At 39.5% G+C, this 13,887-nt stretch carries 11 protein-coding genes and 1 tRNA gene; 5 read left to right on the top strand and 7 right to left on the bottom strand.

The features are described from left to right. Positions 1-212 precede the first annotated feature (212 nt). Entirely contained in the window at positions 213-1,262 is a 1,050-nt protein-coding gene (gene fbp / locus NSTC745_RS35475; protein ID WP_445635213.1) for a class 1 fructose-bisphosphatase, read from the bottom strand. Between the two features lie 271 nt (positions 1,263-1,533). Between fbp and NSTC745_RS35480 the strand changes: the two genes are divergently transcribed. Further along, a tRNA-Val gene (locus NSTC745_RS35480) sits at positions 1,534-1,605 on the top strand. Positions 1,606-1,814: 209 nt separating this feature from the next. Here the strand turns inward: NSTC745_RS35480 and NSTC745_RS35485 are convergent. Beyond that, positions 1,815-2,705 carry a sugar phosphate nucleotidyltransferase gene (locus tag NSTC745_RS35485; protein ID WP_445638767.1) on the bottom strand — a complete coding sequence of 297 codons (891 nt, stop codon included), beginning with the start codon at positions 2,703-2,705 and terminating at the stop codon, positions 1,815-1,817. Positions 2,706-2,794: 89 nt separating this feature from the next. Further along, complete coding sequence (gene hemW, locus NSTC745_RS35490; RefSeq protein WP_445635214.1) at positions 2,795-3,964, bottom strand: radical SAM family heme chaperone HemW; 1,170 nt, start codon at positions 3,962-3,964, stop codon at positions 2,795-2,797. Positions 3,965-4,215: 251 nt separating this feature from the next. Between hemW and NSTC745_RS35495 the strand changes: the two genes are divergently transcribed. Beyond that, entirely contained in the window at positions 4,216-5,292 is a 1,077-nt protein-coding gene (locus tag NSTC745_RS35495) for a PIN/TRAM domain-containing protein (RefSeq protein ID WP_096537325.1), read from the top strand. 317 nt (positions 5,293-5,609) lie between these two features. Further along, the gene (locus tag NSTC745_RS35500) at positions 5,610-6,092 is read left to right on the top strand and encodes a hypothetical protein (protein ID WP_445635215.1); all 483 of its coding nucleotides are present in this window, start codon (positions 5,610-5,612) and stop codon (positions 6,090-6,092) included. 68 nt (positions 6,093-6,160) lie between these two features. Here the strand turns inward: NSTC745_RS35500 and NSTC745_RS35505 are convergent, their stop codons facing one another. Then, positions 6,161-8,449, bottom strand: a complete 2,289-nt coding sequence (locus NSTC745_RS35505; RefSeq protein ID WP_445635216.1) for a hypothetical protein — start codon at positions 8,447-8,449, stop codon at positions 6,161-6,163. Positions 8,450-8,637: 188 nt separating this feature from the next. Between NSTC745_RS35505 and NSTC745_RS35510 the strand changes: the two genes are divergently transcribed. Next, positions 8,638-8,802, top strand: a complete 165-nt coding sequence (locus NSTC745_RS35510; protein ID WP_445635217.1) for a hypothetical protein — start codon at positions 8,638-8,640, stop codon at positions 8,800-8,802. 453 nt (positions 8,803-9,255) lie between these two features. On the opposite strand, the gene NSTC745_RS35515 is transcribed toward NSTC745_RS35510, so the two are convergent. Both NSTC745_RS35515 and gloA2 read right to left on the bottom strand, forming a co-directional pair. Continuing rightward, positions 9,256-9,717: a GNAT family N-acetyltransferase gene (locus NSTC745_RS35515; RefSeq protein ID WP_445635218.1), complete on the bottom strand. Its 462-nt coding sequence runs from the start codon at positions 9,715-9,717 to the stop codon at positions 9,256-9,258. Then, on the bottom strand, positions 9,707-10,093 hold the full coding sequence (gloA2, locus tag NSTC745_RS35520) for an SMU1112c/YaeR family gloxylase I-like metalloprotein (protein ID WP_445635219.1): 387 nt from the start codon (positions 10,091-10,093) through the stop codon (positions 9,707-9,709). The genes NSTC745_RS35515 and gloA2 overlap by 11 nt, the downstream gene beginning before the upstream one ends. 182 nt (positions 10,094-10,275) lie before the next feature. On the opposite strand from gloA2, the gene NSTC745_RS35525 reads away from it, so the two are divergent. Next, on the top strand, positions 10,276-10,506 hold the full coding sequence (locus NSTC745_RS35525) for a hypothetical protein (protein WP_445635220.1): 231 nt from the start codon (positions 10,276-10,278) through the stop codon (positions 10,504-10,506). 2 nt (positions 10,507-10,508) lie between these two features. On the opposite strand, the gene NSTC745_RS35530 is transcribed toward NSTC745_RS35525, so the two are convergent. Next, positions 10,509-13,757 carry a PAS domain-containing protein gene (locus NSTC745_RS35530; RefSeq protein ID WP_445635221.1) on the bottom strand — a complete coding sequence of 1,083 codons (3,249 nt, stop codon included), beginning with the start codon at positions 13,755-13,757 and terminating at the stop codon, positions 10,509-10,511. Between the last annotated feature and the right edge of the window lie 130 nt (positions 13,758-13,887).

Genomic DNA, 13,887 nt, shown 5'->3' on the forward strand with positions numbered 1-13,887 from the left:
ACATCTGTTGGTTATTAGGTGTTAAATACTCTTGATTGTTGATGGTGACTCTTGAATTGTGACGTTGCCAATCACTTATCGCATCGGCCAGCTGAGATAATCCTTACTTTATTTTCAATAACTGCTCCCTATGCATTTCCAATCCTAAATCACCATGATTAACCTTTAATTAATGAAATCTAAATCGATTCTTGACGCTTTTTCATCCTCATTTAATGACCGTTTTGAATGAAAGACTCTACTTTGGCCACATCTTCTTTACTACCAATAATTAAAGGTGTGCGCTGATGCAATTTTTTCGGTACTACGTCTAAGATATCAACTAGCCCTGTAGTGGCACGGCCGCCTGCTTGCTCGATCAAAAAGGCTAAAGGTGCGGTTTCATAGAGCAAACGCAATTTCCCTTCTGGTTTTTGAATGGTGCCTGGGTAAAGAAATACCCCGCCTTGAACTAAAATTCTATGGATATCGCTCACCATTGCCCCGCTATATCGAGCGGTATAGCCTTCTGTGCGGTGAACGTACCGGATATATTCTCGAATCGATTCTTCCCACTGCCAAAAGTTACCCTCATTCACGCTGTACACAGCACCGTGGTTAGGAATGCGGATATTCTCTTCTGTGAGAATAAATTCGCCTAAGCTGGGGTCGAGGACAAAGGAATGCACGCCCTTACCTATACTATAGACTAGCATTGTGCTTGGCCCATATAGGATGTATCCGGCAGCAATTTGCTTGCGTCCGTTGGCCAGGAGGTCGCTTGCTTGCTGGTCGCTGTCAGTTCCTTCTTGTTGGCGAATGGCGAAAATCGAACCCAAGCTGAGATTTATATCAGTGTTGGATGAACCGTCAATTGGGTCATACAGCAGAGTATAGCGCCCAATGGGGCAATTTTCTGGGATGTAGTAGGGTTTTTCCATTTCTTCAGAAGCTAGGCGACAAACTAAGCCGCTTTGCTTAAATACTGAGATAAAGACATCGTTGGCATACACATCCATTTTTTTGACGGACTCACCTTGCACATTCACTTCTCCAGTGAATCCGAGAACGCCTTCCATTAAACCAGCCCGACTCATACGACGAGCAATTAATTTGCCAGCCAGGGCGATACGATTCATCAGCGCACTTAAATCTTGTGCATCTGCCGAAAAACTTTGAAGTTGCTGTAAGACGTGACGGGATAAAGTTGTACAATCACGATCTAGAGCTAAGTCTGTAGCGTCGTTGACGGACAAGCCTAAAGATTCTGGCGCTTGAGTCATTTTTGTGTTCTCCGTAGCCACTAGCTGTTAGTTGGGTTATTTGTCGCAACTTTATGGTCGCTGTTTCTATCTTAGGAAGGTAATTTGAGAACTGAGATGCGACTTTAGATAAACTAAAGAAATGAATCTTTGATGACTATAGTGCCTAGAGCAATAACCGATATTGAGGTGTTGGAGAGGGAGCGATCGCTCTGTGAATTTGATAAATTATTCTCTTGATACTATAAAATCCGCAAATTTTTGTAACAACTATGATATAATCCAAAATCTTGGGCGATTAGCACAGGGGTAGCGCACATCCTTCACACGGATGGGGTCACTGGTTCAAATCCAGTATCGCCCACTTATGTTCTCAACTCTTACTCTCTGTGACTCTGCGCCCACCGTTCGCGCAGCGTCTCCCTTAGGAGAAGTTTTGATGCCTGCGGCGGGCTACGCCAACGGCGGAAGCCGCCGCTCAAACTTCTCTCTGCCTGAGCTAAATTCATATTTTCAATCAGCAACGCCAATTAACCGGATATTATGTAACCACTTTTCAAACAGCCTCTGAGTTTAGAAAGCAGTTGGAAAATCAATCATTGTTTGGCGATAAGCATCTGGCAAACCTACATCAAAACACTTACCTTTCACAACATATCCTGCCATTCCTTCTTCCTGGCGCAATCTTTCTAAACAGGATGTTAGCTGAAATTCACCTCGTTCTCGGAAATTTTGATGAATGTGTTCTGCTAAAAAATCAAAAATTCTCGGCGTCAAGACATATAAGCCAAACATACATAGAAATTCATTTTCTGGCATACCTTCGACATGCAAATGCCTTTGTGCATATTCAATTGTAGGTTTTTCAGACAGTTGCGTAATCTTGAGAATCGAGTTTAGCTCTTGCCAAATTCCTGTGACGCAGCCTGCTTTATAAAGCATTTCTGCCGACATTGTAGTTAAACTAACAACACTTTGATTAACTCGTTGGTAAATATCTAAAACTTGACTAGCACAAGATTTTTCTGAATCAGATGTATAAATATGGTCGCCCAACATTAACAGAAACGGCTCATTTTGTATCCAATCCTTAGCACAAAATACCGCATGACCGTAGCCTAATTGCTCCTCTTGAAATAAGAGAGTAACTTTGCTTCCCAAATCTTGTAAGTATAAGCCGTATTCTTGATTTTGCGGTGAAAGTTTGGCAAAAAGTTCTTTTTTTGACGGTTTTTTTAATAAATTTTCAAATATTTCTTTATCGTCTGGCTGCACTACTATTCCTACTTCGGTAATTCCAGCACTAATCGCTTCTTCAATGATTGCCAAAATCACAGGTTTTGCCCTACCATCTCCATCGATAATCGGGAAAAGTTCTTTTTTAACAACTTTCGTCGCCGGAAACAAACGAGTACCAAAACCAGCTACTGGGATTACAGCTTTTTTAACTTGATGTTTTTGCATAAAGGGAGTGAGGAGTGGGGGAGGTGGGGAGGTGGGGAGAATAAATCCTGATTTTTTAGTCAACAGTTATTATTCTTCTATGTGTTTTGTTAGCCCAATTTTTCAAATAACTCTGCTAAAACTACATTAGAAAACAAAAAGCCTTGGGGATCGGTCAAACGCAATCTTTCTCCGACAATTTCCACCCAGCCTCTCTCAAAATACGATCGCAGGTATCTACAAATTTCTTCTACCTTCTGTTGCCCAAATGCTGCCAAATTTACACCCTCCGCTAAACGCAACCCCAACATTAATGTTTCTAACAATACTTCTTTTGGGGGGGTCACTTCACAATCGATCGCAGCACCACTTTGCACCCATTGGTAATATTCTTTAGTCTTACGCGGACGAGTGAAGCGTTTTCCCTCAATATAACTCGCTGCACCCATGCCAAAACCATAATAGGGGCGGTTTTCCCAATACACTCGATTATGGCGACACTGATGACCGGGCTGAGCATAATTAGAAATTTCGTAATGTTCGTAACCTGCATCAGTCAAAACCTGCTGGGCTATTTCGTACATTTTGACTGTAGTTTCATCCGTCGGTAAAGGACTGTCGCCCGGTTTGTAGTAACGACCAAAGGCTGTACCTGGTTCGATGGTAAGATCGTAGATAGATATGTGAGTGGGTGAAGCTGCCACGGCTTTGTTTAAAGAATCCTGCCATCGATCCAAAGACTGATGCGGCAATCCCGAAATTAAGTCTAAGCTAAATTCGGGAATCTCGACTTGGTGGATTAAATCTATAGCTGCAAAAATATCATCGACCGAGTGCGATCGCCCTGCAAGTTGCAATAATTCTTGACTAAAGGCTTGTACGCCCAAACTAACGCGGTTGACGCCTGCACTACGATAACCTGCTAAATGTTCTAAATCAAAGGTCGCTGGGTCTATTTCCATTGAAATTTCTACCCCAGAAGCGATACCAAAACGCTGTTCTAGTTGTGTGAGTATGCGTTGTAACTGCTTTATTGATAGCAGCGAGGGAGTACCGCCACCGAAGAAAATTGTCTTTAGGGGTTGACCGAATGCTGGCGTGATGCCAATTTCTTCACATAGCACGTCTACATATTGGGAGATAGTACCAGATGTTTCGCCCCGCAAGCGATCGCCCACAACAGACACCGCGAAATCACAATAAAAACACCGCCGTCTGCAAAAGGGAATATGCACGTAAGCAGAACTGACAATTCCAGAAACATCGAATTTTTGACTCATTTTAAGAAAGAATATAAGTTAATCCAATTGCCAATTAGAGATCGCGAAAATAATTAGTTTTTTTACAAGTTTTTATCGTTTTACAACGAAACAATGAAAAATATGAAGATAAAAGCCTTTGGTTATAATAATTGCAGATATTGTTTACCTAAACCCTTAGTGTAAGTCAATATTGATTAGTCTATATTACCGATGAAATAAAAAATACTTTACTTTATCGGCTAACACAGTTGTAGGAAAACAAGATAACCATGCTTGACGCCATTATTATTTTTTCATTCATTCTGGCAGCATCGGGAATAGGGTTCTACAGTATCGAACTACTACCCAATGGCACCTTAGACAAGGTGACAAATGTTGAAGCTTTACGTTTAATCATTGCTGTTTTTGCCGCCATTATTGGTGGTGCGATCGGCTTGAGTTTCCAGACTACATATCGTCGCTTAGAGGCACAAGTCAAAGAAATGCCTCTAGAAGTCATTTTAACTCGTGCCATTGGTTTAGTGATTGGGCTATTGCTAGCGAACCTCATGCTAGCGCCGTTATTTTTGTTACCGATACCCGCAGATTTCGGATTTATCAAGCCGCTGGTGGCAGTTGTCGGCAGTATTATCCTATCTGTCACTGGCATGAATTTGGCAGATACCCACGGACGCGGTTTATTGCGGTTCATTAATCCCAACACCGTAGAATCCTTGGTTGTGGAAGGGACGCTAAAACCTGCCAATACCAAAGTTTTAGACACTAGCTGCATTATCGATGGCCGCATTGAAGCGCTACTAGAAACAGGGTTTTTGGAAGGACAAATTCTCGTACCGCAGTTTGTTTTGCAAGAACTCCAGCAAGTAGCCGATGCTAGCAAAGATCAAAAACGAGTGCGGGGAAGGCGAGGACTAGAAATTCTCAACCGCATTAAAGAAACTTACCCCGATCGCATCCTCATCAACCCGGTTGACTACGAAGATATTCCCACAGTTGATGCTAAATTAGTCCGTTTTGCCCAAGAAATCAGCGGTACATTGCTAACTAATGACTACAACTTATCTAAAGTTGCCAGCGTTCAGAAAGTACCTGTTTTAAATGTCAATGATTTGGTGAACGCCGTCCGTCCCAGTTATTTACCTGGCGATAACTTAGACTTGAAGATTCTCAAAGAAGGCAAAGAACCCAGCCAAGGTATTGGCTACCTCGATGACGGCACAATGGTAGTCGTTGAAGAAGGCAGCAGTTATGTGGGTGGCGAACTGCGGGTAGTAGTTACCAGTGCTTTGCAAACTACAGCAGGACGCATGATCTTTGCCAAACCCCAAGCTTCAGCATTAGCGTAAGGTAAATGTTTAGTGCAATTAAAACTAAATTGTGCGTAACCAGCGATCGGTGCAGCCAACCTGCACCGATTATTTATTAATTAGGTTCGCTTACCTAATGTCGTTACTTAGGCATTCAACCCACAGCCACAGAAAGTTCAAATTCTTATAAATTTTTATGTCTTTTAAATTTTAATGATTGTATTGAAATCTAATAATATTATCGCACATAATTATTAAAGATTGAGAGCGATTTATTTTCAAAATCCAGTTTTTATAAGTTGCATAAACTACATCCAGCAAAAACATCAAGTCCTAAAAACAAAGGATTTTCTCAGATGAATTTACTTTCCCAATATGCTGGTATTATTTTGAGAGCTAGTCTCTGCCTTACGAGTTTTATTAGCTTTGCAACTTTTAAATTCACTCCAGCATTAGCACAAAACGTAGTAACAATACCAAACATACCAAATCTACCTACGTTCACAGTACAACAAGGTGGATTTTCCGGGGTAATCACATATATTACTCCTAGTGGTTATATCACCTCTATTGCTGCTCAAAAAGTTTCTCCAGAAGGAACATATTTAGCAGGAGTTGATGGCAACGGTACGTACATAGTTACAGGATCTATATATATAGATCCAATTACTCATGTGTCAATTCCAACCATAGCTCTCTTGGCAGGCCCAACACTACCAATTCCATCAAATGAGGAATATGGTATTGTGTCAGCTGTAGCTGATAAACTAAGGTACGGTAACCTTACACTGGATGAATATACAGCAATTCTCAGAGCTGCTACTCCCGGTCTACTTTAATGTTTTAACTTAATCCTATTAATGATAGGAATCTTCAAAACTTAGTCAAATAAAGTAGCTGGGTAGTTTTAAAATCGCCAACCTCCTTCAAAACGAACTTCAAAGTTATTTCCACTCATACCAAAGCGAGATTCCCAAAAAATACCACTAGAAGAACCATGTTTGATTAATAACCCGTAGGATAAATCATTACTACGGCTCTTTATACCTCGATTAATATCTCTAAAATTTTGCACATAAACACCAAAAGACCAATTTTGATTTATCCTTTGTATTCCTTCTAGTATGTAAAAAAAATTATCGCTTAATTCAAGAAAAGTATTGAACTCTAAACCTGTAGGTAGTAACAACTTACTTTGTAAAAATCCTGCTAGTCTTAAATCGCCTTTATTGTCAATCAATATCAGCGCTGGAGCCAAAGAATAATTTAAATTCTTATCTTGATGAGAAAAAAAGTAGCTCAGATTTAAATAAGCAGGATTTTGAGAATTTGCTGCACTATTCCAAGAAAAGCGTAAAGCCGGAATATGGCTAGTAATTGCTTTAATTTTTCCATCAGCATCAAATTTTGTATGAGTATTTATATAACTTAATCCGCCGTTAGCATAAATACCCAATGTTGGCTCCGAAAGTCCCAAATTATTATTTGGAACGTTAAATGCAGAGTCTCCATTCAAGTTAAACCAAACGCCCGAATTCAGGCTATAATTCCAATCACCTGAAGAACCCGCCCATAAAAATTCTAGTGTTGGTAAAGATAGATATCCATTAAAACCTTGCAATTGAGTAATTATTTGGCCAACTTGACTTAATTCAATATTGTCAAAAGCCAAACCAAAGGAACGAATATTCATTGGCACCGATGTCATATCCGCTGAACTCCAGTTTTGCACAAACTTGTTGCCATCAGAATTAGTTAAGGTGACTTGTGCGGCTGATGAGCGATTCTTGGGACGAATAGATGTTTGTTCTAAAGGAACAGGTACACCAATAAATGTCAAAGGAGCGAAACTATTGTTAGAAAGGTCTGCTTTAGAAATGAAAGTTTGACTATTTTGTCTCCAAGTACGATTTCCATCTAAAAACTGAACTGTTCGCTGATGATTTCCGGTGCGGATTTGGAAAATACTAGAATTATTGAGTGTAATTTTGCTAGGGAAGGTGAATGTTCCAGAAACCTGTTCTAAGCTACTAGTGCGATTACCCAATAAGAGTATTCTGTTGAGTGATTGGTTAAGTTTTCTGATTTGCTCTGGTGTTGCTTTTGTATTTAAATCAGCAAAATTATCTTGTTGGAAAAATCGCTTTTTAGCTTCTTGCAAACTTTGTTCTAGCTGCGAAGGATGAATTAACTCAAAAATTCCTCCCATGAGCATTCCTAGTGTTGTATTAGCAGTTTGTAAATCATCTATTTTTAGTTCATTGGGCGACAAAGATAGAGAAATACCAGGATTGCTAAAAACATTAGTATAAGTTGCCTGAATTTTTACAGGATCGTATTGTAATAGAGTGCGATTATGCGGGCGACTAAAGTAAAGTCTCTGCCAGTGATAGTTGTCTTGTTTATTACTGACTCCAATATTAATTTGTTTTTCACCTAAAGGAACCCAATATAAAGAATTTAGATAATAAAGATCCCGCTGTCTTTGGCTAAGAAAAGGATTTATCAAGAAATTTAGCAATTCCCAGTTATCAAACTTACCTTCCTGACCAATTTTGATACCTGGTAGAGATGTTATTTGAGGTTGAAATCTAGTTTTCTCATCTGTTAAAGGATTACCCCAGTAAAACCCTATTTTTTCTAAAGCTTCTTGGGAAATTATTGTGCCTGGAGTGAGATTTCCAGCTTCTAATAATGGTTGTAAATTACTAGTTGGAAAAGATTGTAAAATTAAGGGCGTATTGTCTGCATCTAAAAACTTAAATAAAGAACCGCCACCTTGAGGATTATAAGTTGAAGCAGTGCCAAGGGTTGAAATTAGAGGAATGCTTGGAATTAAAGAATTGTTATCTCCATTATTGATAATAACTTTAGGCGTAGGAGAACCTGGTGGATTAATAACTTCAGCCCCAATAGATTGAATAGAGAATTGATTATTGTCAAGTTCTCCTGTTAGTTCTTTAAAGGATTGAGGAATAGACGAAACTGCTTGCATTCCCCAAAGCTTCTGAGTTAACATAATCGATTGTCTGCTTTCAATTTTTGTTGATTGTCCTTGGTATAAAATTCCACTTTGCCATCCTTGAGTTTCGATGACAATGCGATTACCAGGGAGTAACCAATACAATTGATCCTCACCAGGAAAATGGGCAAAGGTAAAACGATTAACTATTGGTTCATCTCTAGCAGAGTTCACAATAAAATCAGTATAATTTTCGCCTTTAAGAGGATTAAATTTTGAAGGTGGAAAAGTCAAGTTATCCGTAGGGTTAATTATCCAAGGATACTTATTGGCGCTATTAGTTAAGGAATTAAATATCAGTAATTCTAAAGTTTTTTTTTAAAAGTGGATTGCTGTTTTGCTCATTCGGAGTAATTGGCCCTATGGTGTTATTTTGCTCAGGGGTTGATTCTGGTGCTTGGAACGGATTGATGAGTTCTGGTAAATTTGGATTAGGAGTAGGTAAAACGTTAGCTGGAACTTGGGTAAATACTTGTGTAATAACTGTATTTTTTAATCTGTTTTTAGCAGATTTTTCAGCATCATAAGCAAGTGTTATTTTTTTGCTCGATACAGAAAAATTAAAATATTTTTTTAATTTTATATCATAATTATTTTTTGCCTCTACTCTATTAACTATTAGATTATTTATTAATAATATTATAGTTAATATAACTAAATTAATATATTTTTTGCCTGGAACTGAAGTTTTAGGTCTGTTTATACTTGAAAATAATAAAAAAAAGTCAGCATATAGCGAACTTATTAACGAATAAATAGTAATTTTTATTATGGAAAATTAATTTATAAATTACAACATCATTGCATGAATTTTTCAGACATAATTGCTGAAGTTATGTCCTAAAAATTAGCTCAATTCAAATTAAATACATTTTCAATTTATCTAATTTTTTTATATATATTTTAAATCCTCAAGCATTGAGTATTTCTCGTAGGCTTACATCACTTAATTATAAAGTAACTATTTTATTGATGCTGATTTACAAATATTTTTCCATGACATAGTTTTTAAACCAAACTCCCCGTCGTTCTACTTTTTGTTCTTTAACTACAATAAATCTTTTATGCTCAAAAAATGGCTTTGCAGTAATACTCGCTTCTGTATATAGTCGTTTAATTCCTTGCGATTTTGCAGTATTTTCTAGATGAGTTAAGAGTTTTGAACCAATACCTTTTCTTTGGTATTTGCTATGACAATAAAAACAATCAATGTGGCCATCGGCTTCTAATTCTCCAAAGCCAACTATCTCGCCATTATCTTCAACAATATAGGGTAGCTTGACTTGTAATCTTTTGTGCCAAACTTCATAGTCGATATCTTTCGGTGCCCAAGCATCGACTTGTTCTTGAGTGTAGTCGGCAATATTAATTTCGTGAATTGTATCGTAAAATAATTTGGCGATCGCTTGAGTATCAGATAATCTATATTCTCTAATTTTCATAAATCTCTAACGGTAAATTATCTGGGTCTTTAAAAAAAGTAAATTTTTTACCTGTAAGTTCGTCAATTCTAATATTTTCTGTGACGACACCTTGAGATTTTAAGTAATTCACAGTTTGCTCGATATCATCAACTTTAAAAGCCAAATGCCTTAAACCACAAGCTTCTGGGCTACTAAATCTTTGCGGCGGATTGGGGAAAGAGAATAACTCTATTTGAGCATTTTCTCCAACTTGTAAATCTAATTTATAAGAATTTCTCTCGGCACGAAAGGTTTCTGCAATAATCGCAAAACCTAAAGTTTCGACATAAAATTTTTTTGAGCGATCGTAGTCGGAACAAATTATTGCTACATGATGAATACCACTGGTTTTCATGTGTATTTTTCCAGCTATTAATTATTTTGCTGTAGCAATTTTACCAAAAGTTTGTTAAGCATTCATGTTGCTATATCGTTGAGGGGATTTAGATATAAGCCTTCTGATAGTGTATTTTTGATAACCGACGAGTTTAGGCTGAGGGTGGATTTGATTTATGTTTCAATATCGGAGTCATAGCTATGCCAAGCGGTCATGCAAGTCATAAAGGTAGTTCTGACAAACCCAACGTTAACGCATCAGGTCAGATTAATGCTGCTGCTGCTAGCCAATCAGCTGACCCTGAAGATGCTTTGCTAGAAGGTATTACTACAAATACCACCAGAACCCAAGAATTTGTCGATTATCCTCCTGCAACAGAGCGCCCAAGTCAAGAGCCAGAGACTGGGAATGCAGAAAAAGATAATGTCTAATATTACGATTTTTGCTTGAGCAAATCTACAATTGAGGTCAAGAGTTCGAGTGGTTGTACTGGTTTGGCGACGTGTTTGTCAAAACCAATTGCTAAAACTCGCTCTCGATCGCTTTCTCCAACATAAGCCGTTAGAGCAATGGCCGGAATTTCTCCACCTTTGTGTTGTGGCATTGCCCCGATCTGCTTCATCAAACCATAGCCATCAATTTCCGGCATTGCTAAATCGCTGATTAATAAATCGGGTACATTCTGGGCGATGGCAGCTAAGGCTTCAGTTGCAGATGCAACGGCAGTTATCGCCGCCCCATTCTGTTGCAGCAAGAAGGATACAAACTCTCTAGTATCCGCATCATCATCAACAATTAATATCCGTACTCCATTCAATGCCGAAAAGTTAAATTTTTCGGTTGCTTCCCCTGGTTTCCCTGCTTCCCTTGCTGCTCTACTCTCTTTCATCAAAGGTAGTCTGACAGTAAAAATGGCTCCCTGTCCGATTCCTGGACTATCAGCCATCGCACTTCCGCCATGCAACTCCACTAAATGGCGAACTATTGCTAATCCCAGCCCCAGACCCCCAAATTTCCTGGTTGTGCTGCTGTCAGCTTGGCGAAAATATTCAAACACGTGGGGTAAAAATTCAGGTGAAATACCTTGACCTGTATCTTTGACTTGAATTACTGCCCAGTGGGAAGTCAAATCTTGAGTTAATGAAAGGCTAACTTCCACTGTTCCACCAGCAGGAGTAAATTTGACAGCGTTGGAGAGCAAATTTCCCACAACTTGCTGCAAGCGATAAAAATCACCTGAGACTTTACCGACGTTTGTGTCAAACTGGGTTTTTATTTGGATGGATTTGGTTTCTGCAATTAACCGGACTGTTTCCAATGCAGCCTCAATTACAGCTACTGGGTTGACAGGGGCAAAAGTCAAATTTAGCTTACCGCGAATAATTCGGGAGACATCGAGTAATTCATCAATTAATTGAATTTGCAATTGAGTATTTCTTTCGATGGTTTCTAAAGCGCGATTGGTAGTATTTTCGTCAAATTTGCGGCTTCTGAGGAGAGATGACCATCCCAGAATTGGGTTGAGGGGCGATCGCAATTCGTGGGAGAGAACGGCCAAAAACTCATCTTTATTGCGGTTTGCTTGTTTGAGTTCTTCTGCTTGTTGTCTGAGTGCTTTTTCTAATTGCTTTCTGGGGGTGAGGTCAAGAATAAAACAAATCCAAGACATCGGCGATCGCGTCACCAAAGCACCGCCAATTAATATGGGAATGCGGGAACCATCCTTGCGAATATATTCTTTTTCGTAAGCACTACATACGCCAACTGCTAAAAGTTGCTCCATACTCTGGCGATCGAGAGCGTGATATTCAGGTGGGGTGATGTCTTGTCTGCGTACCTTACAAGCTAATAATTCCTCTCGCGTATAACCTATCATTTCTAGAAACGCTTCGTTCGCTTCAGTAATGTAGTCAGGAGTAGCGAAGATAATGCCAATAATGTTGGAATCAACTAACCGCCTTAATTGAGTTTCGCGCTGACGTAAATCATTTTCTGCTTGTTTGCGCTGGGTAATATCTTGGGCAATACCCATCAACTTTATCGGTTTGCCATCATTGTCACAAAAAACACTACCTTTGGCGTCAATCCAATGGATGCTGCCATCAGGCCAGACGCTGCGGTATTCAATGTCACAATCAAGTTTTTTTTCGATAGAAGCGGCGATCGCTTCCTTAATGAGTTGGCGGTCTTCTGGATGTACGTAGTTGAGGAAAACCTGAAAATTAATTTCAGCTTCCGGGGATAGTCCAAACAGTTGCTTACATTTCTCCGTCCAAGTTAACTCGTTGGTGATGAGATTCCAAAACCACATACCAAGTTCGGCTGCGGTAGTTGCCAATCGAATCCGTTCTTCACTGTCTCTTAGCTTTGTTTCGGCTTGTTGGCGATCGTCCAGTGCAGCTTGCTGTTCGGTAATATCGGTACTAGCACCAACTATCCTAACTACCTGACCATTTGCATCCCGAATTGCAAACCCCTTGTCTTGCACCCACAAATAGCGGCCATCCTTGTGACGCACCCGGTACTTAACGCTATAACGGTTGCTAGTTGCCATACTAGCGATGAACTCGTCAATGACCATTTGTCGGTCGTCTGGGTGGATGCATTCTTGCCACCACTCAAGGGTAGGTTTAGCTTCTTGTTGCGTGTAGCCAAAAACCTGAGTTATACCCTGAGTTCTTTCCACAGTATTATTAAGCATCTCGCAGTCGTAAATCACAGAATTAACCGCTGCTGCTGCTAGCTCAAACCTTTCGTTACTTCGGCGTAGAGAAATTTCTGTGCGCCGTCGGTCTGTAATATCGAAAGCGATTCCCAAAATATGATGCGTTAAGCCCTCAGGAGTTCTGCTATACACAGTCTCATAGCTACAAAACCAGCGCCACTCACCATTGGCGTGCCGAATTTGGTATTCAAAAGTGAAGACTTCCCCATTATGGGCAGAATTAAATTTTTCTACATGGCTAGGGAGTCGGGCTAAATCTTCGGGGTGTAGAAGTTGGACAAACAAGTCACTTCCCATCGCTTGGATTTGTTCTGGGGTGTAGCCCCAAAATTCAGTAATTTCGTAATTAACGTAACAATTTCGCTGCTCGATCGCGTTATAAATATACAGTATGCCTGGAAGAGTGCCGGCAATTTGTTGAAACAGACGTTGACTATCCCAGCGCGATCGAAAATTGGATACGTCAATTTTTTTAGTATCTTCAATACAGCTAAAGTTATCCTCAACTTCAAGATACTTAGATCCAGTAATATCTAAAAAAGTTATGGCGATCGCGTAGGCAGTAGTTCCTGCAACTTGAAATAGCGGTTGTGAAGATAATAATAGCCAGACTAGCTGACCATTAGGCTTATAGAACCCACACACTACATTCAAACAAGGTTTACCCGTCTTCAAGGCAACCATCACCGGGTGAATCTCACACAGCAAAGGCAAGCCATTTTCATCAATAAATTGCCATTTTGGTTCGAGCAAATTTTGTCCTACAAACTGCTCGGTAGTCACTCCCAGAATGCTTTCAACAGCCGCATTGCAAGCCTGAATCCTGCCATCAGGTAACAGAAGAATCATTCCCTGTTCTTGATTGGCTGCTAACGAATAATTTGACTCTTTATTAACTTGCCTATACAGCAGCTTATCACTAGCCAGCTGGTTTTGAGACTTTTCCGCGTCTGGCATTCTATTAAAGTTAAAGGTATTTAAAGTGAATAAATATAAGATTCAGTATTTGATGATTACATAAATTTTAAGGCAAATCCTTCTATCTAAAAGCGGAATATGGCCGAAATTGGGCATTGGGCAAGCCGGG

It is taken from the genome of Nostoc sp. DSM 114161 (assembly GCF_052692665.1).